This is a genomic window from Neisseria sicca, from assembly GCF_003044565.1.
Classification (GTDB): Bacteria; Pseudomonadota; Gammaproteobacteria; order Burkholderiales; family Neisseriaceae; genus Neisseria; species Neisseria sicca_A.
The window spans coordinates 332,770-358,360 of record NZ_POXG01000003.1; the positions used below are offsets into that span (position 1 = coordinate 332,770).

The 25,591-nt window shown below is 49.7% G+C and carries 21 protein-coding genes, 4 tRNA genes and 1 pseudogene; 13 read left to right on the forward strand and 13 right to left on the reverse strand.

Annotated features, from left to right (window positions below):
* Window positions 1-138: 138 nt before the first annotated feature.
* Genes DBZ16_RS08775 through DBZ16_RS08790 form a run of 4 tightly spaced genes read right to left on the reverse strand, consistent with a single transcriptional unit; the run spans window position 139 to window position 4,083 of the window.
* Window positions 139-579: a hypothetical protein gene (locus DBZ16_RS08775; protein ID WP_070513674.1), complete on the reverse strand. Its 441-nt coding sequence runs from the start codon at window positions 577-579 to the stop codon at window positions 139-141.
* Window positions 580-612: 33 nt separating this feature from the next.
* Window positions 613-1,836, reverse strand: a complete 1,224-nt coding sequence (locus DBZ16_RS08780) for a heme biosynthesis protein HemY (RefSeq protein ID WP_107813707.1) — start codon at window positions 1,834-1,836, stop codon at window positions 613-615.
* Entirely contained in the window at window positions 1,833-3,365 is a 1,533-nt protein-coding gene (locus tag DBZ16_RS08785; RefSeq protein WP_167390279.1) for a uroporphyrinogen-III C-methyltransferase, read from the reverse strand. Before DBZ16_RS08785 ends, DBZ16_RS08780 begins: the two co-directional genes overlap by 4 nt.
* Window positions 3,352-4,083 carry a uroporphyrinogen-III synthase gene (locus tag DBZ16_RS08790; RefSeq protein ID WP_107813708.1) on the reverse strand — a complete coding sequence of 244 codons (732 nt, stop codon included), beginning with the start codon at window positions 4,081-4,083 and terminating at the stop codon, window positions 3,352-3,354. The genes DBZ16_RS08785 and DBZ16_RS08790 overlap by 14 nt, the downstream gene beginning before the upstream one ends.
* 188 nt (window positions 4,084-4,271) lie before the next feature.
* Between DBZ16_RS08790 and DBZ16_RS08795 the strand changes: the two genes are divergently transcribed.
* Entirely contained in the window at window positions 4,272-4,691 is a 420-nt protein-coding gene (locus DBZ16_RS08795) for a hypothetical protein (RefSeq protein WP_107813709.1), read from the forward strand.
* A gap of 234 nt (window positions 4,692-4,925) precedes the next feature.
* On the opposite strand, the gene DBZ16_RS08800 is transcribed toward DBZ16_RS08795, so the two are convergent.
* Both DBZ16_RS08800 and DBZ16_RS08805 read right to left on the reverse strand, forming a co-directional pair.
* The gene (locus DBZ16_RS08800) at window positions 4,926-5,672 is read right to left on the reverse strand and encodes a thermonuclease family protein (protein ID WP_107813710.1); all 747 of its coding nucleotides are present in this window, start codon (window positions 5,670-5,672) and stop codon (window positions 4,926-4,928) included.
* Window positions 5,673-5,801: 129 nt separating this feature from the next.
* The gene (locus DBZ16_RS08805) at window positions 5,802-6,842 is read right to left on the reverse strand and encodes a sensor histidine kinase (protein WP_107813711.1); all 1,041 of its coding nucleotides are present in this window, start codon (window positions 6,840-6,842) and stop codon (window positions 5,802-5,804) included.
* A gap of 78 nt (window positions 6,843-6,920) precedes the next feature.
* Here DBZ16_RS08805 and argH point away from each other — a divergent pair, with 78 nt between their 5' ends.
* On the forward strand, window positions 6,921-8,300 hold the full coding sequence (argH, locus tag DBZ16_RS08810; protein ID WP_107813712.1) for an argininosuccinate lyase: 1,380 nt from the start codon (window positions 6,921-6,923) through the stop codon (window positions 8,298-8,300).
* Window positions 8,301-8,718: 418 nt separating this feature from the next.
* On the opposite strand, the gene glnD is transcribed toward argH, so the two are convergent.
* Complete coding sequence (glnD, locus tag DBZ16_RS08820) at window positions 8,719-11,280, reverse strand: [protein-PII] uridylyltransferase (protein ID WP_107813713.1); 2,562 nt, start codon at window positions 11,278-11,280, stop codon at window positions 8,719-8,721.
* 51 nt (window positions 11,281-11,331) lie between these two features.
* Window positions 11,332-11,649, reverse strand: coding sequence for a helix-turn-helix domain-containing protein (locus tag DBZ16_RS08825; protein ID WP_107813714.1), 318 nt, complete (start codon window positions 11,647-11,649; stop codon window positions 11,332-11,334).
* Between the two features lie 425 nt (window positions 11,650-12,074).
* On the opposite strand from DBZ16_RS08825, the gene DBZ16_RS08830 reads away from it, so the two are divergent.
* From DBZ16_RS08830 to DBZ16_RS08875, 10 genes are all read left to right on the forward strand, one after another.
* Window positions 12,075-12,151: transfer RNA gene (locus DBZ16_RS08830), tRNA-Pro, on the forward strand.
* A 286-nt stretch (window positions 12,152-12,437) separates the two neighbouring features.
* Window positions 12,438-13,802 (forward strand): sodium-dependent transporter, encoded by a 1,365-nt coding sequence (locus tag DBZ16_RS08835; protein ID WP_107813715.1) that lies wholly within the window; start codon window positions 12,438-12,440, stop codon window positions 13,800-13,802.
* Between the two features lie 375 nt (window positions 13,803-14,177).
* Window positions 14,178-16,061, forward strand: coding sequence for a tetratricopeptide repeat protein (locus DBZ16_RS08840; RefSeq protein WP_107813716.1), 1,884 nt, complete (start codon window positions 14,178-14,180; stop codon window positions 16,059-16,061).
* 80 nt (window positions 16,062-16,141) lie between these two features.
* Window positions 16,142-16,732 carry a lipoprotein insertase outer membrane protein LolB gene (lolB, locus tag DBZ16_RS08845; protein WP_070495290.1) on the forward strand — a complete coding sequence of 197 codons (591 nt, stop codon included), beginning with the start codon at window positions 16,142-16,144 and terminating at the stop codon, window positions 16,730-16,732.
* A gap of 14 nt (window positions 16,733-16,746) precedes the next feature.
* Window positions 16,747-17,595 (forward strand): 4-(cytidine 5'-diphospho)-2-C-methyl-D-erythritol kinase, encoded by an 849-nt coding sequence (gene ispE, locus DBZ16_RS08850; protein ID WP_107813717.1) that lies wholly within the window; start codon window positions 16,747-16,749, stop codon window positions 17,593-17,595.
* A gap of 6 nt (window positions 17,596-17,601) precedes the next feature.
* Window positions 17,602-17,677: transfer RNA gene (locus tag DBZ16_RS08855), tRNA-Gln, on the forward strand.
* Between the two features lie 11 nt (window positions 17,678-17,688).
* Window positions 17,689-17,764: transfer RNA gene (locus tag DBZ16_RS08860), tRNA-Gln, on the forward strand.
* An 11-nt stretch (window positions 17,765-17,775) separates the two neighbouring features.
* Window positions 17,776-17,851: transfer RNA gene (locus DBZ16_RS08865), tRNA-Gln, on the forward strand.
* Window positions 17,852-18,094: 243 nt separating this feature from the next.
* Window positions 18,095-19,078, forward strand: a complete 984-nt coding sequence (locus tag DBZ16_RS08870) for a ribose-phosphate pyrophosphokinase (RefSeq protein WP_016687469.1) — start codon at window positions 18,095-18,097, stop codon at window positions 19,076-19,078.
* A 66-nt stretch (window positions 19,079-19,144) separates the two neighbouring features.
* Complete coding sequence (locus DBZ16_RS08875; protein WP_107813718.1) at window positions 19,145-19,717, forward strand: 50S ribosomal protein L25/general stress protein Ctc; 573 nt, start codon at window positions 19,145-19,147, stop codon at window positions 19,715-19,717.
* A 235-nt stretch (window positions 19,718-19,952) separates the two neighbouring features.
* Here DBZ16_RS08875 and DBZ16_RS08880 read toward each other — a convergent pair whose 3' ends face one another.
* Entirely contained in the window at window positions 19,953-20,678 is a 726-nt protein-coding gene (locus tag DBZ16_RS08880; protein ID WP_205836785.1) for a metal ABC transporter ATP-binding protein, read from the reverse strand.
* 868 nt (window positions 20,679-21,546) lie between these two features.
* Window positions 21,547-22,200, reverse strand: a complete 654-nt coding sequence (locus DBZ16_RS08890) for a phosphoesterase (protein ID WP_107813720.1) — start codon at window positions 22,198-22,200, stop codon at window positions 21,547-21,549.
* Window positions 22,201-22,319: 119 nt separating this feature from the next.
* On the opposite strand from DBZ16_RS08890, the gene DBZ16_RS08895 reads away from it, so the two are divergent.
* Entirely contained in the window at window positions 22,320-22,763 is a 444-nt protein-coding gene (locus DBZ16_RS08895; RefSeq protein WP_107813721.1) for an RpiB/LacA/LacB family sugar-phosphate isomerase, read from the forward strand.
* 81 nt (window positions 22,764-22,844) lie between these two features.
* Here the strand turns inward: DBZ16_RS08895 and DBZ16_RS08900 are convergent, their stop codons facing one another.
* The 3 genes and pseudogenes from DBZ16_RS08900 to DBZ16_RS08910 all read right to left on the reverse strand — a co-directional run bounded on the left by DBZ16_RS08900 (window position 22,845) and on the right by DBZ16_RS08910 (window position 25,582).
* On the reverse strand, window positions 22,845-23,405 hold the full coding sequence (locus DBZ16_RS08900; RefSeq protein WP_107813722.1) for a hypothetical protein: 561 nt from the start codon (window positions 23,403-23,405) through the stop codon (window positions 22,845-22,847).
* 92 nt (window positions 23,406-23,497) lie between these two features.
* Window positions 23,498-24,977: pseudogene (locus DBZ16_RS08905) on the reverse strand (AAA family ATPase).
* A 26-nt stretch (window positions 24,978-25,003) separates the two neighbouring features.
* Entirely contained in the window at window positions 25,004-25,582 is a 579-nt protein-coding gene (locus tag DBZ16_RS08910; RefSeq protein ID WP_240600317.1) for a hypothetical protein, read from the reverse strand.
* Window positions 25,583-25,591 lie beyond the last annotated feature (9 nt).

The window sequence follows — 25,591 nt, forward strand, 5'->3', positions numbered from 1 at the left end:
TTGTAAAACAGGGAAGGAAAACGGTTTTCAGACGACCTTTGCGGCGGTTTTCGCAATGAAAGGTCGTCTGAAAAGGGGGGAGACGAACATATTTATCTAGGGACAATCATCAGTAGGTGATTAAACGGCAGCAGCCTTTTACGAGGTCTGTATAGCGCGTTTATCTTCGATATGGATAACTTTGAGTTCTTCAGCATCACAATCGCGATTAGAACGCCCTTCGATACCGATTTTGAAATCTTCATCCAATCCTTCTTCTTTTAGGACCAGGGTAAAAATTTCGGGATGATGGCATGAAACGGCATATCCATCGCCACTGTCTAAAGTGATAATGCCAAAGTCTGCAGATGGTGATCCTGTTTGAACTCTGCCCCATTTGCTTAATATCTCTTTAGCTTGTTTCGCTAAATCTTTTTCCGGCTCAAGTAAAATGACGCAAGTTCCATTTTCAAAGAGCACCCAAGATTTTTCATCTCCCTTAATGCTCTTTTTCCAAACATCAATCAACCTTTGATTATAAGCAGGCGTTCCAATTTCAAATATTTCTTTCTTTGACTTAAAGGAATCTGAAAGTCCCATCAAATTCTCCTAGATAAGAGTGTTTTCCTAAACTCAGCTATGCTGCTCCAACGCTGCGTGGCGTTCTTCTTCGGAGACGGCTTCCAAAACCAACTTCCGTTGTTCCTGAGCTTTTTGCGGTTGTCCGGTTTCGTCGAGTACACGCGCCAGCATGAGGCGGGCGGCGATGCTCGGTTGCAGGGCGATGCTGGCCTCGAGGTAACTTTGCGCTTTACCCCACAGGCTACGACCGTAGGCAAGCTGTCCGAGGTACATCAAGAGCGGCGCGTCGTCAGGTTTGTCTTTCAGCCAAGAATCGGCAAGGTCGATGGCTTTTTGCTGACCGCGTTCGTTGAAGAAGCGGACGCTTTCGACAAAGGCTTCCAAAAGTTCGGGACGGCGGTTTTGCGGATAATAGTGGCGTACCCATTTGACGGCTTCGGTATAGAGTCCGAGACGCTCGTATTTTTCGGCAATGGCGACACACAATTCGTCCGCTTTGAGTGCTTCGGGAATGCGTTTCAGACAGGCTTTCAGACGAGCTGCGTCTGATGCTTCCGCCAACAGGCGGCGGTATGCCCAGCTTTGGTATTGTTCCGCTTCAAAATCGTTTATCGCGCCGGCTTTCATCAGTTTTTCAGATTTCGCCAACACATCTTCCGCATCGCCGTGGTCAAAGGCATAACGCAGTTGTAGGCGGGCGAGGCGGGACAGGTTGGGATGGATGCGCGCGGCGGCGTTCAGATTTTCCAGGGCGGTTGGATAATCGCGGCGGCTGAGTGCGGATTCCGCCAACAACAGATAGCGGGAAAGCTGCTGTTTGTTCGGCAGTTTTTCGATGTCTTTCAGGTAGTGGTCGCGCAGCTCGAAGTTTTCCATTTGGTCGGCGGCGTGCGCGCCCAACATCAGCGCGAGATTGCGGTTGTCGCCGGCTTCTTTGTTTTCCAATACTTTGGCGGCTTCTTGCTCCGCTTTTTCAAAGCGGCCTTCAAAAAACGCCAAACCTGCGCTGTTCAAAGCGACGGCTGCCTGACGACCTTTGCGCGCCGTGCCGAAACGCTGCATACGGGTGGGGATGTTCATCAGGCCGACGATGAATTTGATCAGGAAATACAGGGCAACGACAAAAAGGACCAACCCTAAGACAAAGGCGTGCAGGTTGACCCGCATCATAACTTGTCCGACGACGATATAGACATTACCCGTGTAAACACCGGAAGTTAGGACGATACCGACTGCGGCTGCGAATAAAACGACAATCCAGACGACAGCTTTCATGCGCGGCCTCCTTTGGTCTCAACATCGGCGGCAGGGCGGTTTTGTTTTTCAGGAGCGGCTTTCTTTTCCGGCTCGGAAATGTTTTGCGGCTTGGTCTCGGAAGGCAGCGCCGGAGCTTCTAAAGGTTTCGCTTCTGTTTGGGCGGCTGGAGCAGGTTTCTGCGCAGGACCAGGTCTTGCTTTGGCAGGATGGGGAGCCTTCGGAGCTGATGCGGTTTTCGGTGCAGAAGCAGTTTCGCCTGCGGGTGCGGCGGTTTGAGGAGCGGCAGCTTCGGAAGCGGCGGAGGGCAGAGGCGCGGACGCGGCGGAGGTTACAGGCTCAGGCAGTGCGACCGGAACGCGTGTGCCGTCTTGATAAGCGCGGACTGCGCTGAGGCTGGCTTTCAAGCTGTCGTCTGAAATCATGCGTACATCCAGCGCTTTCAATTCGGACAACTCTTTCAGCCATGCCTGCGTTGCGGGCGATTTGCCGTCAAAGTATTGTCTGACCGCCGCTTCGACGTAGTTCAAATCGCTTTGATAAACCTCGCCGTTGTGCTGCAACAACGCGGTACGCGCGTCCAAAAGGCGCAGGCGGAGGTTCTCGCGGACGAAATACGCCTGTTCGGGCGACAGCAGCATCGCGTCTTTATTGTCGAGTCGGCGGACTTCCACCAGCCCTTTAAGCGCAACCAAAGATTTATCCCAAGCGTTTTGCCACCAAGAGCCTGAAGATGCGCCGTTGCTTTGCGCCTGCTCGCCCGGCTGCAATACGCCGTCCAACACCAGCGGCAGACCGGAAACGGCGGTTTCCAAACGGTCGAGGCGCAACGCCGTGCCGGAAATATCGACATACGGACGGTTTTTCAATGCCGCCAAATCATGGCTGACGGCTTGTTTGATAGGCAGCAGTTCGGGATGGTCGAAACGGCTCAGGCGGCCGTCGATGTGTTCCAATACTGCGGCTGCGCCTTGTACGTTGCCTGACAACAGCAGTTGCTGCGAGGCAAGGTTCAACATGGTTTCCGCTTCGTCAACCAGCCAGTTGACGCGCCCTTTGGTCAGCTCCTGATACGCTTTTTGCGTCAACAGGATTTGTTCGCTGTTTGCCATTTGCGCTTTGCCCAAACGGTCGATTTCGGCTTGGATGGCGGTTTGGCGGTTTAAATGGTCTTTCAGGAGTAAAGCGTTTTCAGATTCGCCCAAGGCAGCTTTATCGAGCTTTTGGTTAAACGAAAGCTCTTGGTTTTTCAAAACGTTCTGCCCTTGTACAAACAAAAAGCCGCTTACGCCCAAACCCAGCAGCGCCAGCACCAGCGCGCCTGCTGCCAGCCCTCTGCCGCCGGATTGTTTAATGATGACGGGGGCGGGTTGGTTTTGGGGAAGATTTTTAGATTCAGACATGTGTGTTCCTGCGTATTCGGAGGTTTTAGGCTGTTTTGCCTTTTTCGGAGCCGCTGTTTCAGACGACCCCGCATTGCCCTGACTGTCGACGATAATCGGCCGACCGGCTTCGTTTGCTTCGGATGGATTGTCTTCAGACCGGCTCATCGGTTTGCTCCTTAGGAAATGATGAAAGTGCCGCTTTCAAAGAAGCGACGACCCGTATGTGGCGCGCACCCGCCTCGCGAAGCGCGTTGGCTATGCGCGGATGATGGGTGAAGTATAACAAGGATTCGAAGAATCGGGAAAATTGCGGCGGAACCTGCGTAAACAGCCCGCGCACCAGTTCGCCCGAAGCGATAAAGGCGGCATCAATGGATTCGGCATCAAAATCCTGCCAATTCAATTCATTAGGTCGTCTGAAATACACTTCCGCGATTTCCACCGCAAAGCCTTTTTTCTTTAACGACTCCGCCAAAAAATCGCGCCCGCCGCGTCCGCGCACAATCAATATGCGTGCGCCCTGCGGCAGCGTATCCCAAACTGGCAGCCGCAACACTGCCTCGCTGTCGTTGCCTTCTTGCGGCACAGACACATTTTTAGCGCCGCAGCGTACCAACGCCCGACCGCTTGCCTGACCGACCGCAATCTGAGCCTTCAGGTCGTCTGCAAAATCCACATACGGCGCAGCGGTTTCAACTGCCGTCGGACTGACCCAAAATACCGCGTCCGCACGGGAAAACTGTTCTTTCAAGCCGCGCAACGCCGTTTCATCCGGCTCGATTTCAACCGGACTCAACACCCGCGCGCTCCACCCCGCCTGCGAACAGGTGCGCACATCATCTCCCGCACGCGCGGACGGACGGACAATCAGCATGACAGGCATTTCAGACGACCTCTTTATAGGATGGGTAATGTGTTGATGACGTTTAAATCGGTTTGAAAAAACATATCCAATGGATATAATTCTTTTTGTATTTTTACGGTTGATGCCTGCCAAGTCAATACTGAGTATGGTTTCAATAGGGTATTGGGCGGTAGGCTAGGCATGATTCGATTTTAGGAAAACATAATATGAACAAAATAGCGACAATACTTTTCGCTGCGTTACTGGTGCCGTCTGTCTCTTTTGCAAGCGGAGACAATGCCGCCAAGATTCATTTGGTTAAGAAAATTTATCAAGAAGCAAGCCGCGATGATGAATCGGGCGTGAAGATTTTGAACCGATATGCAGATGCTTCTTTGAAAAAAGCCATCCGTACTGCTTCTCGGTCGGCGGATTTGTGTGTGGAGGCTGATCCGATATGGAACAGTCAGGATCCTGAAACCGAAGTAAAGGTCAGCGTGTCTGCCTTGTCCAACGGCAAAATTCGTGCCAGCTTCAAACAATGGGGCAGTCCGGTCAAGGTAGATTATTCGGTCAACTGCTCCGGAAATGTCTGCAAAGTGACGGATGTCGATCATCTCAAACGTACTTGGCTGCAATGCCGTTAATGTGTTGGATTCATTAAAAGGTCAAAAGGTCGTCTGAAAACGCTTTTCAGACGACCTTTGCTTATACTATGGGCTGTCGACATTCAATAGTTTCTGTGCCTTTTTATCCCCAAAGCGGCATTTTCTGCGTTGGAAATCCTCGCAAGGCGTCCAACCTTGTTGCGGTTTCCGCCTTGAATCTTCCGCTTTATGAACAAAAATCCACTTGAAAAATGAAATGTCGAAAGCTGCTAGTTACCAAATCCCAAACCATTGTCCGCCTGATTCTTCACGGCGGTCGTTGTGTCCGCCGTTTTGCCCTTCGCGCTCTTCGCGGCGGAAGTTCCACGGGGCTTGGGGATTTTTACCGCTCCACAAGCCTTTGCGTTTTTGTTTTGCCTGTTTTTGGGCGGCGGCGTAGTCGGTGTAGGCGGTTTTGCTTTGCTGCTTTTTGGCGTAGCTGTCGTAATGCCATGCCGCTCCGTCGCGCAGTTGCATGAGGTTCAAATCGGTTGTGCCGACGGAAACTTGCGCGACTTCACGTTTGTAGCGGTCTGTTTCAAATACGAGTACCTTCACCTTTTTACCGTCGGCGGCGTCAATTAAGTTGTCCCGCGAACGTGTGCCGTATGCCTGATTGATTTCGGGCGCGTCGATATACGCCATGCGGATTTTGTGTTTCGCGCCGTCTTCGTCGATAACGTGGAGCGTGTCGCCGTCGTGGATTTTGGAGATTTTGCCGCGATAGGTATGGGGCGCGGCGGGATTGCGTTTTTGAGTGTGCGGACGGCTTTGGTGTGCATTATTTTCAGACGACCCTGATTTGACGGTTTCCGATAATAATGCGCCGAAGGCTTCCATGCCGAAATGGCTGCTGCCTGTGAGCGCAGAAGCGAATTGCACGCCGGAGCGGATGATTTCGGTATCGCGCGAGCTGTAACCCAATGCGCCCAAGACGGACAAAACCACGGGAAGCCATTTTAAGATTGTTTTGGTTTTCATAAGGTTGACGGTGGTTTGTTTGAGGTCGTCTGAAATTTTTCAGACGACCTTTTTGATGAGGCTTTCGGTGTAAATCTGATTGAGAAGTGTGCGCTTGCCGTAGAAGTCTATGGGTGGGAAATGCTTGTATCAACCGAACAGTCTGTTCACATCAGACGCTTTTTTGCGGTAAGGCAGGCGGATGTCGACGCGGAAAATGCCGTCGAGTTGGCGGCTTTGGATTTTGGCGTCGTTGTCGTACATCAGTGTCAGACGTTCTTTGAGGTTGCGCAGCGCCATCGAGTTGCCCTTGTGCGGCTTGGCGTTTTCGCTGCTTTCAGGCGGGGTGTACGGGTTTTCGATGCGGATGTAAATGGATGATTTGTTGAGCTTGGTAAACACGGTAATCATGCCGGGGCGGTGGGTCGATTCGACGCCGTGGAAGACCGCGTTTTCCAAAAGGGGTTGGAGCAGGAGGTGCGGCGTTTCCGCGTCATCGGGCGCTTGGTGCTGCCACATAACCTGCACGCGCATATGACCCATACGGATTTGTTCGATGGCGATGTATTCCTGTGCCCACTCGATTTCCTGTCCTAAAGTGCTGCTTTGGCTGCCGTCACGCAGTTGGGCGCGGAACAGGTTGGCGAGGTTTTCCAACAGGGTTTCCGCGTCATACGGGCGCAGGCGGATCAGGCTGATGGCGGCATTGAGGCTGTTGAACAGGAAATGCGGGCGGATACGGGCGGTCAGCGCGCTGAGGCGGGCTTCGGAAACCGAAGGCGCAAGCCCGTTGCGGCGCGAACCTTCGTAATACATCAGCCCGAGCAGGAACAGGTTGAATAGGAAAAAATGTTGCGACAGCGATCTGCCATTCGTTTTTAAAACGATAAAATCAACAATCACAAATATCGACAGGTTCAAAAGATAGGTAATAATGACGCCGTAGGGTGCTTCTTTGATGGAAGGTACGAATATATTGACGAAATAGGCTTTGACCAAAATGCCCAAAAGTACGGGGAATATCCATTTGGAGTGGTGGTAAATCTCTGCGGAATAGGAGAGTGAGGAATCGCTGATTAAGGGTAGAAAAAACAGACTGCCCAAGACAATAATCAAAAGGCGCACGACTGTCGCGGAATTGCGCAGGTCCGGGGCGGCGAATGTATTGTTGATTTGACGTATAATAGACATAAAATATTTCCAACCGTTTTCTTTTAATGCGTTTATACGAGCCTTATCGGCTCTGTTATTTTATCTGAGGATGAAACCATGAGTAAGGACAAAACCTGGTCTGGCCGTTTCAACGAGCCTGTTTCCGAACTGGTAAAAAAATACACCGGTTCGATCGATTTCGATAAACGGCTTGCCGAGTGGGACATTCAGGGTTCGCTGGCGCACGCGCAAATGCTTGTTCAATCAGGTGTTTTGAGTGAAGAAGATTTGGCGGCGATCCGTCAGGGAATGGCGGAGATTATAGCAGAAATCAAGGACGGTACTATTTCTTGGTCGCTGGATTTAGAAGATGTCCATATGAACATCGAACGCCGTCTGACCGATAAAATCGGCGATGCGGGCAAACGCCTGCACACCGGACGCAGCCGCAACGACCAAGTCGCCACCGACATCCGCCTGTGGCTGCGCGATCAAATTACCGTTATTCAAGACCTGATTCGAAGCCTGCAAACGGCTTTGGTCGATTTGGCGGAACAAAACGCCGAAACCGTCATGCCCGGTTTTACCCATCTGCAAGTCGCCCAGCCCGTCAGCTTCGGACACCACATGCTCGCCTATGTCGAAATGCTCGGACGCGATTTCGAGCGCATGACCGACTGTCGCAAACGCGTCAACCGTATGCCGCTCGGCGCTGCCGCCCTTGCCGGTACGACTTATCCGATTCAGCGCGAAATCACCGCCGAATTGCTGGGCTTTGAACAAATCTGCCAAAACTCGCTCGATGCCGTATCCGACCGCGATTTTGCCATTGAGTTCACCGCAGCAGCATCGTTGATTATGATCCACCTGAGCCGCCTGTCTGAAGAATTGATTTTGTGGATGAGTCCGCGTTTCGGCTTTATCGACATTGCCGACCGTTTCTGTACGGGTTCGTCCATCATGCCGCAGAAGAAAAATCCCGACGTTCCCGAACTCGTGCGCGGCAAATCCGGTCGAGTCATCGGACACCTTATCGGCTTGATTACCCTGATGAAATCTCAGCCCTTGGCGTACAACAAAGACAATCAGGAAGACAAAGAACCGCTGTTTGACACCGCCGACACGCTCATCGACACACTGCGGATTTACGCCGATATGATGCGCGGCGTGACCGTCAAACCCGACAATATGCGCGCCGCCGTCATGCAGGGCTTCGCCACCGCCACCGATTTGGCAGATTACTTGGTAAAAAAAGGCATGCCTTTCCGCGACAGCCACGAAGTCGTCGCCCAAGCCGTGCGCCACGCCGATCAAGCGGGCGTCGATTTGAGCGAACTGCCGCTTGCAGTCTTGCAAGGTTTCAGCAACTTGATTTCAGACGACGTGTACGGCGTACTGACACCCGAAGGCAGCCTGAACGCGCGCAACCACTTGGGCGGAACCGCGCCGGAACAAGTGCGCTTCCAAGTCAAACGCTGGCGGGAATTATTGGCTTAAAAGGAATAGATAGAAAGGTCGTCTGAAAACTGGGAATAGGGTTTCAGACGACCTTTTGATATAAGGAGAACATTTATATTAGCTTTATAGTGGATTAAATTTAAACCAGTACGGCGTTGCCTCGCCTTAGCTCAAAGAGAACGATTCTCTAAGGTGCTGAAGCACCAAGTGAATCGGTTCCGTACTATCTGTACTGTCTGCGGCTTCGTCGCCTTGTCCTGATTTAAATTTAATCCACTATAAACACGGGTGAAAAAGTGTGAACGATTGCCTGTTGGCTAAGTTGATTCACATCGACAGGCAGAACAAAAGAAATAGGTTTTTGATTGAAAACTGTCTCAAAACCAAAAACAGAGGTCGTCTGAAAATCGAAAACAGGTTTTCAGACGACCTCTTACTTTTCCCTTAAATCCACCCATCACACCGACAATTGTTCCAACAAAGCCTGTTTCAACGACGACTGCGTTTTCGGATTTTTCAAATCGGGGCTGAAGACGATGAAGCTGTCTTCGACGCGTTCGTCCAGCGTGGAGATTTTGGCGTAACGCAGGCTGACGTTGTGGGCGAAGAAGACTTCCGCCATGTCGGCGAGCAGGAAGGGGCGGTTGACGGCGGTGATTTCGACGGAATACCAGTCGGGATAGTCTTCTTCGGGTGTGATGGTGATGCTCGGTGCAATCGGCATGTAGCGGCTGCGGCGGCTGATGCGGCGGCTGTGGCTTTGGGTTTCGGAAACGGTGTGTCCGTGGATAAAGCTGTTGAGTTCTGCTTCGAGCGCGCTTTGGATGTCGGGGTAGTCTTCGGGGGCGTGTTGCGAGGGGATTTGCACGATGAAGGTGTCGAGGATGTAGTCGTGTTCGGTGATAAAGGCGCGGGCGGCAAGGATGTCGAAGCCGTGGCGGCTGAAGATGCGGCAGAGGCGAGCGAACAGGCGCGGACCGTTGGGCATGAAGACCATGACTTGAAAGCTGTCGCTTTTGGGCAGGATGCGGCTGCGGACGATGGGAGTTTCAAAGTCATGTACGAGGTTGGCGGCGTGCCACAGGATTTCGCGGGACTGATGGCGGGCGAAGTAGGCAGAACCGAGCGCGTTCCATAGTTTTTTCTGCTGTTTTTCGGGGACGGCGGCGCGGGTAAGCAATTCGGCGGCTTCTTGTTGGCGGCGGCCGAAGAGGGCGTGCGGGTTGCCTCCGTTGCCTGCGAGGTAGCGTCCGGCGGCGTGAAACAGGCTTTCCAGCAGGCTGGCGCGCCATGCGTTCCACAGTTTGGGATTGGTGCCGCGTATGTCGGAAATGGTGAGAAGGTAGAGTGCGCTGAGGCGTTCGTGGGTTTGTACGCGTTTGCAGAAGGCATCGAGTACGTCGGGGTCTTGGATGTCTTCTTTTTGGGCGACGGTGGACATGAGCAGGTGGTTTTCGACCAGCCAGGCGAGCAGGTCGCTTTCTTCTTCGGTCAGGAAGTGGTCGGCGGCAAATTGGCGCGCGTCTGCGATGCCTTGTATGGCATGGTCGCCGCCGCGTCCTTTGGCGATGTCGTGGAAGAAGGCGGCGAGATAGAGGATGTCTTGTTTTTCAAAGGACTGCATCAGTGCGGAGGCGTAGGGCAGCTCGTGGCTGTGCATGTCTAGGGCAAGGCGGCGGACGTTGCGGACGACGGCGAGGATATGGTCGTCCACAGGATAAATGTGGAACAGGTCATGCTGGAGCAGACCGACGATTTTTTCCCATGCGGGCAGATAGCGGCCGAGCACGCCGTAGAGGTTGAGAAAGCGCAGGGTTTGGGTCAGTCCGTTGCCGCTGCGGAAAAAGCCGGCGAAACGGCGGCGGTTTTCGGGATTTTGGTAGAAGCTGCGGTTGATTTTGCGCGTCGCGCCCCACCATGCGCGCAGGGTTTGAGGTTCGAGCGCGGTAATGTCGTTGCGCTGCTGCATGATTTCGACGATTTTGAAAATGTGTTCGGGTCGTCTGAAAAAAATATCGGTGTGCCGCGCGGCGATTTGGTTGTTCACTTGGATGTAGTCGTCGTCAATCCGCAGGGTAACGCGCATCGGCGTCGAAGAAACGCGGCTTTGTAGCATGGGCGTGAGGATGCCGCTCAATTGTTTGACGGTTTTAATCGCGCGGTAAAACACGCGCATCAGTTCTTCGCTTTGGCGGCGGAGATTCAAGTCTTGATAGCCCATACTTTCGGCGACTTGCGGCTGTAAATCGAACAGCAGGCGGTCTTCGGCGCGCTTCGCGTTTAAATGCAGATGGATGCGGATGTGGGCGAGGCGGCGGTAGCCGTGCGAAAGCATACCGGCTTCGGTGCGCGTCAGAATACCTTGTTGTACCAACGCAGGAAGATTGGTTGCCAAACCTTGCGCTTTCGCTATCCAAAGCAGGGTGTGGATGTCGCGCAGACCGCCCGGACAGCTTTTGATGTTCGGTTCCAACACCGCCCCTGAGCCTTGCGATTTGGCATGGCGGTGTTCCATCTCCACCAGTTTTGCTTCGATAAACGCCGCTACATTGCGTTGCGCGTTCATTTTTTCCGTCAACTCGTCTGCTGTCTGGCGGTTGCCGAACAAAAAACGAGCCTCTAAAAACGCTGTGTCCCCCGTAATATCATCGCGCACGCTTTCACACAGCTCATCAACGCTGCCGCTTTTGACCGACGGCGCAAGTTTCATGTCCCACAAATCCTGTACAAAAGCCGCGATTTTCTCTTGGAGGTCGTCTGAAACGGTTTCAGACGACACGACCGCCAAATCCAAATCAGAATAAGGATACAGCTCGCCGCGCCCGAAGCCGCCGGTTGCCATCAGGCATAAACCGCTGTTTTGGAAATGTTTGTCCCAAAGTGCCGCCAGCAAGGTTTCGACTGCCGCCGTATATTCCCTGAAAAATACCGACACGCGGTTGGCTTTTAAATAATGCGCTTCGGCGGCATCACGCTGCTGTTTGAAGGTTTCCAATGCTGAAGACAGGTTTGCAGACATTTTTTATTCTTTCGAGTTATGGATGGCGTAAGGCTAAAGGTGGTTAGGCAGTCAAATATCGTTTTCAGACGACCTCTGCTGGACAGCCGAGGGATTGGTCATCAGGTTTAGCAGTTCCTGCGGCGGCAGCAGTAACTGATACGCCGCCACGCCCAAAGCCGTCGCCATCTTTTCAATATTCGATAACGCAATGTTCCAGCGTTTGCGCTCCACAGCCGATACATAAGTCCTGTCCAAACCGCATTGCCGCGCCAGCTCTTCCTGAGACCAACCCTTATTCACGCGGAAAACCCGCATGTTGTACGCCAATACTGCCCGTAAATCTTGCTCGTCAGGCAATTCGGCAGGAGGAGTCAATTTATTGCTCATGATTTTGCTTTCGGATAAAAGTTTTAAATGAAAGAATTTGCTGTTACGGATTTTACTTCACATAAAAACCAAAAAAAAGGGGTGGCAACAGCCACACCCAAACACACACACATCAAGAGGAAAGAGATAGAGAGTATTAAATCAAAGCAGATGTATCATCTACTACTGATCAGAAAATCTTGAAGACTTTGAGAAATGTCGTCTCAGTTCCAATGTCAGCGATTATAAATGAAACTCAATTTGGAGCTTTGATTCAAATCAAGTCTGAAGACTATTTATAAAATATATTTTAAAGATAGATTGTATTAATTGAAAGCAGGGTTGATTGAAGGGAGCGGTTGGGATTGACTCCTCTATTTTTACTTCGGATTGTGAACAAAATCCGTGCATCCCTCTGAAAATTCCTCTATAATACCCGCTACATTCGGAATGTAGCGCAGCCCGGTAGCGCACTTCGTTCGGGACGAAGGGGTCGGAGGTTCGAATCCTCTCATTCCGACCAAATATCAAAACCTGCTTTGATTTCATGATCAAAGCAGGTTTTTTCATATCGTGGTTTCGAGTATGAACACTGCCATTTTTATACGGTGGAAAATGACAGTGGTTTACCGGTGTATCCAGCTATATCCCCTGTTTTATTTTCAGACGACCTTCATATTTATGGTTATCCTCTAAAAAATACGAATTTACTAGATATATCCACTATACTGCTTTTTAATATTCAGTTAAGAACCGTTAATCTGTTCGCGTATAATTTGTAGTTTTACCAACAAGGCAGATGGTGTTTTATGTCTTCCAACCAACCCCGTCAAACTTGGTCCAACCGTTTGACTTATATTCTTACCGTTGCCGGCGCGACTGTCGGTTTCGGCGCGACGTGGCGTTTCCCGTATTTGGTCGGTGAAAACGGCGGCGGCGCGTATGTGTTTTTATTCTGTATCGCCATGTTTGTTATCGGTATTCCGATGATTTTGGTGGAAAACGTCATCGGACGACGCAAAGGTGTGAATGCGCTGGATGCGTTCGGCGGTTCGATGAACGGCAAACCCGTCGCTAAAATTTGGAAACTGGTCGGCTGGATGGGCTTGCTCGGCGCGTTCGGCATTATGGCTTATTACATGGTGCTCGGCGGTTGGGTCATCAGCTATATCGTTAATATTATTGGCGGAAATCTGAATATTTCTAGCCCTGTCAGCGGCGAAATAACGAAAAGCTTTTTCACCGAACACATCGAAAACAGCCCTTGGGAAATTGCGTTCTACACTTTCTTGTTTGTCGTTGTGAACCAATGGATTTTGGTCAAAGGCGTCATCGGCGGCATTGAAAAAGCGGCGAAATACCTGATGCCGCTGCTGTTTTTGTTCTTGATCGCCATGGTCGTGCGCAACGTTACCCTGCCGGGCGCGATGGAAGGGATTACTTTCTATCTGAAGCCTGACTTCAGCAAGATTACCGCCGAACTTTTCGTCTTCGTTTTGGGGCAAGTATTCTTCGCCTTGAGCTTGGGTTTCGGCGTGATGATTACTTTGTCCAGTTATTTGGATAAAAACGAAAATCTGGTTCAAACCGCAGTCATTACGGCAATTACCAATACCATCATCGCCGTACTTGCGGGTTTTATGATTTTCCCGTCGCTCTTCAGCTTCGGCGTTGCGCCCAATTCCGGTCCGACTTTGGTATTCCAAAGTTTGCCGATTGTGTTCTCGAATATGTGGGCAGGACCTGTGTTCGCCGTGATTTTCTTCTCACTGCTCCTGATTGCCGCGCTGACGACTTCGCTGACCATTTATGAAGTGTTGATTACGACGATTCAGGAAAAAACCAAAATCCGCCGTACCGCAGCGATTACGATTGTATTGGCTGCCATCTTCATCTTCGGCAACATTCCGTCCATTCTGAGTTATGGCCCGTGGAAAGACGTTTCCGTGTTCGGCAAAAATATTTTCGATGCTTTTGACTACATCAGCGGCAATATCTTGTTTATGCTGACCGCGCTCGGCTCCGCGCTGTTTGTCGGTTTCGTGATGAAGGACGAAGCGAAGGACGAATTGCTTTATAAAGGCAACCATACGACGGTCAATATTTGGTTTGCCTATGTGAAATACCTCGTACCGCTGGTGATTTTGCTGATTTTCGTCAGCAACCTGTTGTAGTTGTAATGGCATATAAGGTCGTCTGAAAATTTGAAACTGCCGAAATTCTCGGCGTAGTTGTAAAAGCCGGGTTCTGTAAATGACAGAGCCCGGCTTTTTTTTATTTTAAACTGTATCGAGCACGATTTTTTGGCGTTCAGATATCTGTAAAAGGGGTAAGTGTATTATGTGTGCATACATGAAAAGTGGTGTCTGCGTGCTTGAAAAGACCAGTCTATATGGAGAAACTTAGAAGAAGGGGTCTTCTGAAACGGAGGATTATTACATTAGGTTTACGGTTGCTTAAATCTACAAAGTTGGCTGCTTGTGATAAAGTTACGTTTGATTATGGCCGTATGAATTCTGATGCGGCTTTTTTGTACACAAAGGATTGTTATGTTGCTGTCCCCAAGCCGCGCCCGCACGATTGCCGCTGCGGTCATGATGTTGTTTGCGGTACAAGTTTCCGCCGCCAGACAGGATAATGCCGTCGAGGTGAAAACACCGAAAGACGTGAAACAGATTATTCAAAAGAGAAACCGCTTTACGCCTGATGAATTCAAGGCCGAGCAGGCTCGCCGTGTGAATATACAAAACCGTGCAAATCAGATATTTACCTTGTTGAGCGGCGAAATACTGCTGCAAAAAGGTGATGCCGGTACGGCGTTGGCAACATATATGATGATGTTGAACAATACCAAATCGCCTGAAGTGGCGGAACGTGCTTTGGAAATGGCGGTTTCGCTCAATGCGTTCCAACAGGCGGAAATGATTTATCAAAAATGGCGTGAAATCGAACCTGTTCCGGGTAATGCGCAAAAACGTATGACCTGGTTACGCAATATCTTGTTAGGGCAGGGCGATAAGACCTTGAATGGTTTGGATGATATCTTGGCCAATGCCAGCGAAGAGCAGAATCAGCGTATTTTCCTGCTGTTGGCTCAAGCGGCAATCCAGCAGCCGGGGTTGGCAGAGAAAGCTTCGTCACAAGTTCACAAAGAAGCTTTGAAATATAAAGATTTGCCGGAAGCTGCGATTGCCGATGTGATTTTCAGTGCGCAAGACGGTAAAAAGAAACATGCCATTGCGGCATTGCAACGTTTGGCAGGGCTTGATGCAGAGATGCTGCCGCCGACTTTACTGACTTTGCGTCTGATGGCGCAACGCAGTCCCGAGATATTAAACGGCTTTTTCGATCAAACCGATACGCGCAATCTTTCGCCCGTATGGCAGGAGTTGGAAATCGTTAATCTGATTTCCAATAAGCAAAACGACAAAGCCTATGCGCGCCTGCGTACGCTGTTGGAAAATAATCCAAATCCCGACCTGTATATTCAGGCGGCGTTGTTGGCAAACAATCGTAAAGACGATATTTCGACGATCATCAATTATTTAGATAAAGCGTATAACATTGGAACAAGCGAGCAGCAAAGCCGTGCCGCTCTGATTGGTGCGATGGCTTATGCCGATGTTAAGGACTATCCCAAAGCGAAACAATGGCTCGCCAAAGTGGTTTCCCCCAGTTATGTTTTTGATAAAGCAGTTTTCGGTGCTTCATTAGAGGCTGAACAAGGAAACGGTAAGGCGGCGTTAGCGGAAGCACGTCGGGCGCAAAGCCTGCCCGAGCAGGAAGGGCGTTATTTCGGCAGTAAGGAATTGCAACGGGTTACCCTGTTTGCTTTGTCCAAACACGATAATTTGCAAGAAGCTTTGTCCGAGCTGAATAAAATGTTGCCCAAAATCAGCCGACAGCCGGATGCAGCGGAGCAGTTGCCTGATGCTTTGTACCAACGCGCCATGATTTATGACCGTATGGGCGATCAGGGCAAAGCCATTGCCGATTTGCGCCGCGTAGTCGAATTGGCGCCGGATAACGCCAACGGTTTGAATGCTTTGGGCTATATCTTGCTTTCTCCGACCAAGGAGCATTTAGACGAAGCCTTCAAATTGATTCAGGCTGCTTATCAGATTGAACCGGAAAACCCTGCCATCAACGATAGTTTGGGCTGGGCGTATTTCCTGAAAGACGATGTGCAAACCGCATTGCCTTATTTGCAATATGCGTTTGAAAAATATCCTGATGCAGAAGTTGCCGCACACTTGGGCGAAGCATTGTGGGCATCTGGAGATCAGGAAAAAGCCAAAAAAATATGGACGGACAGCCTGAAGGGCGAAGGCGATATGAAAATATTGCGGGAAACCATGAAGCGTTTCGGCGTGGAGTCTGCTCCTAAAGCAACGAAAAAAGCCCAATCTGGACGTTCCGTAAAAACGAAATAATGAAAGGGGTCGTCTGAAAACAAGGCTTTGGAAGAAGCTGGGATGATAGACAGTTTTCAGACGACCTTTTGGGAGTATTTATGAAATTACAAACCATTGTATCTATTGCAACACTGACTTTGCTTGCCGCTTGTGTGCATCCTAATTTGTCTCAACAAAATGATTGGAAGCCGGCAGAGAATGTCAATGATTTTACTGCAGACGGAAGATTGGCAGTAAAAGTCGAAGAAAAAGGCTCTTACGCCAATTTTGACTGGTCCTATCAAAATCAAGTCCAAACCATTAGCGTCAATACACCTTTGGGCAGTACGGTCGGACAGTTATGTAAAGACAACCAAGGCGTATTGGCTGTAGACAGTAAAGGTCGAGTGTATCAGGCAGAAACAGCAGAAGAGCTCAGTCACAAACTTTTGGGCTATGAATTGCCTGTTCAATATCTGCATATTTGGGCGGATGGCAAACGCGTTGCCAATGCGCCATACCGATTATTGCCCGATGGCCGTTTGGAGCAATTTGATTGGACTATTACACGCAGTACCAATAGCGAAGGTAAGCCGAAAATCCTTCAATTGGAAAATGCCAAATTAAATGTCCGCCTGGTATTTGACGAAGTCAACCACGAACCTGCTGCCAGCGATCAGACGCAATGTGCAGCCCGCCTTAAAAAATAAAAAAAGAGCTTGATATGGATATTCCTGCCGACGCTCAAGCCTTTCCCGCGCCTGCCAAGTTGAATCTTGATTTGCGTATTACAGGCAGAAGGGATGACGGATATCATAATTTAGAAAGCATTTTCTGCCTTATCGGGCTGTATGATACCGTTTACCTGAAGCCACGAGACGATAAAAAGATTATTTTGCATAATCCCACCGAAGGTATTCCCTACGAACAAGATTTGGCCTATCGTGCCGCACTTTCTTTACAACAACATACCGGCTCCTGCCGTGGTGTGGAAATCTGGTTAGAGAAAAAGATTCCAACAGGAGGAGGATTGGGCGGAGGCAGTTCCGATGCGGCAACCGTGTTAATCGTGTTAAACCAATGGTGGAAATGTCGGCTGACAAGACAGCAGCTCATTGATTTGGCAGTAAAATTGGGTGCGGATGTGCCGTTTTTCCTTTTCGGACAAAGTGCTTTTGCACGAGGGATTGGTGAGCAATTAGTCAAAATAGAAATTCCTAAACAATGGTATGTGATAGTTAAACCATCAGCGCATGTTTCGACTGTTAAAATTTTCTCGCATGAAAACTTGACACGAAATTCCAAACCAAGCATAATGCCGACTTTCCATTCTTTGCAGCCGTTTAGAAATGATATGCAGGCTGTTGTTTTTCAGGAGTATCCTGAAGTTTGGAAAGCTTATTGTGAATTATCTAAATATGGTCCTACATTAATGACAGGGTCTGGAGCATGTATATTTCTCTCTACAGATAGTCAGCAAGAAGCAAACAATATATACCAACAAGTTTCACAATCATATGAAGCATATTGTGTTGAGGGCTTAGACTCTCATCCTTTGTTTCAAATGATTTGATAAAGTTGGGGAGTCGTCAAGCGGTTAAGACACTGGATTTTGATTCCAGCATGCGAAGGTTCGAATCCTTCCTCCCCAGCCAAATCCCTTTGTTGGGGAGTCGTCAAGCGGTTAAGACACTGGATTTTGATTCCAGCATGCGAAGGTTCGAATCCTTCCTCCCCAGCCAGCACCCTTTATTGGGGAGTCGTCAAGCGGTTAAGACACTGGATTTTGATTCCAGCATGCGAAGGTTCGAATCCTTCCTCCCCAGCCAAATAAGAGCGTGTAAGTTCCCTTACACGCTCTTTTATGTTGAAAATTAGTGATAACGCTGAAAAGCTTTGTTTGATAGTGATAAATTTGGATTGGGATAGAGCGAAGCAGCGATGTAACGCTACAAATTTAATTCACTATGCCGTTCATTGTGCGTATAATAACGCCCGTAATGTCTTGTACATAGGCAGAGGGAAGCATGACGTTTTCTGAGCGGAAGTTAAACATAAAATCAGGTGAAGATATGGCTGCATACGACAGTTTGATGGTATTTACCGGTAATGCAAATCCGGAGTTGGCTCAACGTGTTGTCAAACACTTGGATATTTCATTAGGCGAGGCGACGGTATCCAAATTTTCAGATGGCGAAATTGCTGTCGAATTGATGGAAAATGTTCGTGGTCGTGACGTTTTCATCCTGCAGCCTACTTGCGCTCCAACCAACGACAACCTGATGGAAATCCTGACTATGGCTGATGCGCTGAAGCGCGCTTCTGCCGGTCGTATTACCGCAGCAATTCCCTATTTCGGCTATGCCCGCCAAGATCGCCGCCCGCGTTCTGTGCGCGTTCCGATTTCCGCCAAACTGGTGGCGAATATGTTGTATTCGGCAGGTATCGACCGCGTTTTGACTGTTGATCTGCATGCCGACCAAATTCAGGGTTTCTTTGATATCCCTGTCGACAACATCTATGCCACTCCTATCCTGTTGAACGACATCAAGCAGCAGCGTATTGAAAACCTGACCGTAGTCAGCCCAGATATCGGTGGCGTAGTCCGTGCCCGCGCTGTTGCAAAATCATTAAATGCCGATTTGGCAATTATTGACAAACGTCGCCCGAAAGCCAATGTGGCGGAAGTAATGAACATTATTGGCGACATCCAAGGTCGTACCTGTCTGATTGTCGATGACATGATTGATACTGCGAATACGCTGTGTAAAGCCGCCGTTGCTTTGAAAGAGCGCGGAGCGGAGCGAGTCTTGGCTTATGCCAGCCATGCCGTATTCTCGGGAGAGGCAGTCAGCCGTATTGCCTCGTCTGAAATCGACCAAGTTGTCGTTACCGACACCATCCCTCTGTCTGAAGCGGCCAAACAATGCGACCGTATCCGTCAAGTGACGATTGCCGGTCTTTTGGCTGAAACGGTCCGCCGCATCAGCAATGAAGAATCCGTCTCATATCTTTTCAATGAAGAAGTGATGACAGGCAGCATGTTGCTGCCATAACCCCGAAGCCGTCTTAAGCTGGTCGCGGCCGATGACGGTAGTTTTATTTAATTTGGAGTATTTAACATGACTTATGAAATTCAAGCCTCTGTTCGTGAAGCACAAGGCACTGGTGCGAGCCGCCGCCTGCGTCGCGAAGGCCAAATCCCCGGCATTTTGTACGGTGAAGGTCAAGAGCCCGTTGCAATTGCTGTGGATCACAAAACTGTATTCTACGCATTGGAAAAAGAATCTTTCCACACTGCACTGATCAAACTGTCTCTGAACGGCGAAACCAAAGACGTTATCGTCCGCGATTTCCAAATGCACCCGTTCCGTCGCGAAGTTCAACATATCGACTTCCAAGCTGTTAAAGCCGACCAACCTGTACGCATCCGCGTTCCCCTGCACATTGTTAACGCTGAAAACTCTCAAGCCGTGAAACTGCAAGGCGGTCGCGTATCTCTGTTGAACACTACTGTTGAAGTGGTTGCTTTGCCTGCCAACATCCCTGCTTACTTGGATCTGGACTGCGCTAAAGTCGTTGCCGGCGACATCCTTCACCTGTCTGACATTCAACTGCCTGAAGGTGTAGAAAGCGTTTCTCTGAAACGTAACGAAAACCTGGCGGTTGCTACCGTTACTGGTAAAAAACGCTAATCATCGATTCGAGAATGATTTGAAAAACTGCACTAGCGATAGTGCAGTTTTTATTTTGAAGCCATAAGGTAACTTCTTGATTGGATTTCAATAAAAAAGCATTGCAATGGAAATTTGCAATGCTTTTTTGTTATATAGTGGATTAACTTTAAATCAGGACAAGGCGACGAAGCCGCAGACAGTACAGATAGTACGGCAAGGCGAGGCAACGCCGTACTGGTTTAAAGTTAATCCACTATACCTCACACCAATCTGCTGATTCTTGCCTTTGCATCAATGCGTTGGCTTGGCTTAAATTGGAGTCGGTCAATACGGTATGGGTTGCGCCTGCGGCAACTTTTTCCCGTGCAATCAAAATGGTATGGGGAAAATAGGTTCGGACTTGTTCGTAATCATGTAAAACGGCAATGATGGCTTGACCGTCTTCATGGCATTGTTTCAATACGTCTAGCAATGCGTAAGTTGTCCGGGCATCTACTGCATTAAAGGGTTCGTCCAAGAGCAAGAAGTTGGCGTTTTGAGCCAGCATTCGTGCAAATAAGACACGCTGGAATTGCCCGTTGGAAAGGTGGGCGATTTGGCGGTCGGCAAGATCCTGAACGCCGACGCGTTCCAATGCTGCCATAACCCTTTTGCGTTGTTGGGTATTCACGCGGCCAAAAAAGCCTATTTCGTACCATAAACCCATCGCGGCAAGCTCAAAGACAGTCATCGGCTGGCTGCGGTCAATGTCTGACTGCTGGGGAAGATAGGCTATATCTTTGCGTTGCAGTCCTTCAAGCGACACTTTGCCTGTATCGATGTTTTGAAGCCCCATAATGGCTTTGAGCAGCGTGGATTTTCCGGCACCGTTGGGTCCGAAAATTGCCCACATGCTGTGGTCTTCAAAAGTAATATCGATATGGTGGATGGCAGGGCGGTGTTGGTAGCTGACCGTCATATTTTCTACCTTGATGCTCATGATGCGACTGCCCAAAAATATATTGCCCATAGAGCTGCAATTGCAAGAAGGGCAATCAGCAGCCGTTGGAGTAGGCCGGTTAAGAGAATGGAATTCATAAGTCTAAAGTGTTCAGACGACCCTAGATGATGAGTTGGAACAACCGACAAAAACAAGGACGGCATCCAACGAATTTTGATTTTGCTATAGTGGATTAAATTTAAATCAGGACAAGGCGACGAAGCCGCAGACAGTAGAAATAGTACAGCAAGGCGAGGCAACGCCGTACTGGTTTAAATTTAATCCACTATATAAAGCCGTATAGAGTACCTCGCCCAAGTATCGGGTCTTTCTAAGACGGGTCGTCTGAAATAAAGTAAACGAGTTTCGAGATGATACTTTATAACATTTTGACTGTAAATTTGTTTTTGACGATATTAGATAGAAGCAGCTTTACTCGGTCTCCGAGGTCGTCTGAAAGATTGGAAACGATAGTTGGTTTGAAGTTGTGTGTTTATATAGTGGATTAAATTGAAACCAGTACGGCGTTGCCTCGCCTTGCTGTACTATTTGTACTGTCTGCGGCTTCGTCGCCTTGTCCTGATTTAAATTTAATCCACTATAAAGGGTTTTAGAGCGGATTGGATAGCGTATAAAACGGAGAGGGTGGTTTGCCGGCGTTTGCCAGATGTTTATGGATATTTATTGATTAAAGGTCGTCTGAAAATGCTTTTCAGACGACCTTTGCGTTATTGGGTAGAGTCACTGTCTTCGTGTTCGAACATAGCCGCACGCATCAGTTCGATTTTTACTTCTGTAACGAATTTGGGCTTTCTGTCCTGTACCATGGCACGAATGTCATTTTTTATCCGATTTTTTTATATTTTCCTTATAAATCGTTGAGTGAGCGCAGCTGTTGCGCGACAAAATCTTTAGCAGTCTCTACTTGGGATGGAACGGTTGGGTTTTCCCCGAAATATGAGATTTTCGGCAGCGGACTGAGGAAGCTGTCGATGTCTTGCGGGGTAAGGAAACGGCCGTGCAGGTCGAAGCCGACGTTTAAGGCGCGGCCGGGGATTTCTGCCAGACGGTCGTGCAAATGGCCGTATAAGTGATACCAGCCTTTGTGGCAGCCGTCCCATTCGTTAATCGGGTAGTGGAACAAAATCAGCGTGTTGTCTATTTCGTCCAGTTTTAGTTTTCGGTAGGTGCGGGCGGATGACAGCAGCGGATGACCGTCGTGTTTGACGGTTTCAAACAGGTATTTGTTGTGGCGGCGGATGATGTCGTCGTGGTTGCCGTAAATCAAGTGGTGTTTGCCGTTGAGGCGCGATAGGACGGCGGCGATTTTTTTGATGTCGTGGGCGAAAGATAAATCGCCCAAGTTGTATACCTCGTCGTCGGAGGAAACTGTGTTGTTCCATGTTTCGATTAGGTATTCGTCCATGTCGGCGATGTTGTCGAACGGACGGAACTGCGGACAGAATTTTGCAATGTTTTTGTGCGAAAAATGTAGGTCGGATGTGAAAAAGATTTTGCTCATGTTGCGTTTCCTGTGATTTTTTGATGCGGATTATGGTGTAGTAGTGCGGTTGTCTAGCTTGAACCGTATTGCAAGCGGGCGTATGCTGGTTATGTTTATTATGTGGTTAAGGAGTATGTATGCGTTTGGTTATTGCCGCGCCTGCCAACGGCGCGATATTGAAAGACGCGCTCAAAGCGCATTTGCAAAACGACCCGCGTGTCGGCAGCTTGGTTGATTTATACTCACCGGACGGAACTTATCCGCAGCTTTCGTTTGCGGCGGCGCAGGAAGTGGCGGCAGGGCGTGCCGACCGCGCGCTGCTGGTTTGCGGCACGGGCGTGGGTACGGCGATTGCCGCCAATAAGGTGCGCGGCATACGAGCGGCTACGGCGCACGATTTGCTCACCCTTCGCGGTTCAGTGGAAAACTATGATGCGCAGGTGCTGTGCATGGGGCAGAACGTGATTGCCGCGCCTGCCGCTTGGGCGTTGGTGGATATTTGGTTGGATTTGCGCCACGACACAAGCAGCGGTTATGCGCCCAAGGTTGGCGAAATCGAGGCATTCGAGTGCGGGGCATAAGCGCATTATGGCTTTTGTTTTAAACAGACGACCTTGTTGTACTCTGCCGACTAGGTCGTCTGAAAACGTTTAAACGCTTATTTATTTTCCGCTTTTGCTGCAAGGATGTTGTTCGCTGTTGTCGCAGACGGTAAATTTGCGCAGCTGATCCAAAGCGTTGTGTATTTCTTTCTTGTTCGGCGCGTAGCGGAAGGCGTATTGTTTCACATACAGGCTGTCATTGCCTTGTATTGCCTTGAACCAAGTGTATTCGGGTTTGCCAGTTTGCGGGTTGTGTTCGCAGGTAAGCTGCCACAGGGCGCCGGAATAGCCGTTTTCTTCGCCTTCAATTATGGGATTGAAGCTGCTTTTGGGGCAGGCATTCTGCCATAAGTTTGCCATATTGTTTCGGAATCCCTCTGCACCCGGGTTTGCGCTTGCCATGGATTGCAGGGTGATCATTTGTGTCCAGTTGTCGACGGTCTGTTTTTGCGGTACCAGCTCGACCATGATCATGCCGTTTTGTTGGGTTTGATAGCCGATTTTGAAGTCTTTGGGCGGTTCACCGAAAGACGCTCTCTCCACAGCTTGCGCCGCCTGTGCTGCCAGAGGGAGCATTACGGCGGCAAGCATCAATTTTTTGACAATATTGGTTTTTTTCATCGTTTTTCCTTTTGCAATAATGATGGAGCGGATGACACAAAGCATCCGCAGCCGTCATATTATCACAAGCGTTTGGCGTTTTTCAGACGACCTTATAGTTGTCGTAAGAATGCTTGAATAAATGCAATCTTATCCAGTTCCGGCATGGCGTTGAACGCCTCGCGATGCTCGTGGATGTGGTCGATTAAGGGATAAAACTCTTCATCGACGTGGCGTTTGTCGAGCTTGCGTCCGATGTTGCCTTCGTTGCTTCGTCCCAGAAACTTGGAAATCAGGTAATACGGCGATTTGAGTTTGAACAGCATTTCGCCGGTTTGGGCATCAAACACCATAAAACCTTCGTGTTCCACGTTTTTCAGACGACCTTTCAGCTCCCCGAACGTGATGTTTTTCAGCGTTTCGGGGCGGCGGATGCCGTATTGTTTGCCGATTTCGTCCAATTCGGCTTCGCCAAACTGACGGCCTGTCGCCACGTCGATGCAGCCGATTAGGGTTTCACCCAATTCTTCGCGGATGATGTGGATATCTTTCGCGTCTGTGATTTCAAACAAAAAAGTATGGTTCGGATAAGCGCGGAACAGGGTTTCGTATTGCGCGCAGTGTGCGGCGGTCATGTCTGCAAACGCGCTATCAAGCGAACCGGTGGTCGAATACAGCACTTTGCCGTCAAACGCCGCGCCGTGGGACGGATGGTCGTCTGAAAGCGAGACGAAAGTGCAGCAGCCGAGGAAGCCGTTCACTTTTACCACTGCATCCACCAATCGCTCGTCGCCGACGCGGATTGGATAACGGCTGCCTTTGGCAATACGCTCCGAGTAATTGAACACTTTTTTAAACGGGCGCACTATGATGCGGTTGTGCGCGTCGATAATCAAACCGCGCATTTCCAGCAGCGCATCGTCGAAGCGGTTGTCGTAGAACACGCTGCGGGCGTATTTCAACACGCGCAATTCGGGATAACGCTTGGACGCTTTGGCGGTAAAGTTGCGGCTGCCGTGTTGCAGATAATTTTCGGTTACGAAGGTTTGCTGTGCTTCGTCAAACGACAAGGATTGCTGCTCGAAAGCCTGCATTTGTTTGATTTTTTCCAGCTGTTCCGCGCTGGCGGGCTGCATGGCTTCGACGTGGATTTCGTTTGCCACGCGGTTTTGGTTCAGCTTGATATACGCCGCCAACACGTCATACTCTTTCACGCCGTGCAGGTTGGGATAGAAATTGTGCATACGATAGATTTCTGTTTCAAAACCGCTTTTTTTTCGCCAAATCCAACAAGTGGCGGCAACGCGAAGCTTTTTGGTTGGTGTTGGAATGGATGATTAAAATGTTGCGGTTCGGATTTTGGCGACCGATTTTTAAGGTTTCGGTCATCAAGGCATTGCCGCGCTTTTGCGCCTTATCCACCGCCTCGCCCGACCAGCGGTACACGCCGTTTTCATCGGTCATGAACAAGTCGTTTTCAATACGGACGATTTCGGCATCACGGTACTTCGCTTTAAATTCGGCGGCTTTTTGTTCGGCGAAAGTCGATTTTCCCGAACCTTGGTGTCCGCGGATTAAGATGAATTTTTGCATGGTGTTTGGTTTCCTTATTTGGATTTTCAGACGACGTTTGTCGTAGGAGGTCGTCTGAAAACAATACGGGCGATTTCCTTATTGATTTCTTCCGCCAGCAAACGGACGGGATAACTTTGCCAATCGGGATAACGGCGGCTGTGATAACAATGCCAATAGTTGCGGATACGGTCTTTCTGCTTTTGCCAATAAAGCGGGTTGTCAGCGAAAAAGCGTGCCAGAGCCGCGGCGTTGTTTTCGAAAAATACGGCAACGTCAAATTGTATCGGCAAAACGTATTCGCCGAGCAACTGTGCGGCAAAAGGCAGGACGAACTCAGGCTGTCTGGCGGCGAGCAGCGGTTTGAAATATCGTTCGCGGACATGACCGTCGTGATGGCGGGTGTTTAGGCAGTGTGCCATCAGTTGCCGAATCTCGTTCCCTGTCGGATGAAAAACAACATATTGTCGGCTGACGAGACGGATTGTCTGTCCGTCTGAAACAACGGTTTCCCCTTGGCGGACGGGCAAGCGGCTGCGGTAGGGCTGCTGCAAAATCAGCGTTTCCGCTTCATGCCGCAAGGTCGCGGGAAAGGTTTCAATCCGGACAAGTTCGTCAGCATTCATGTTTGCCAC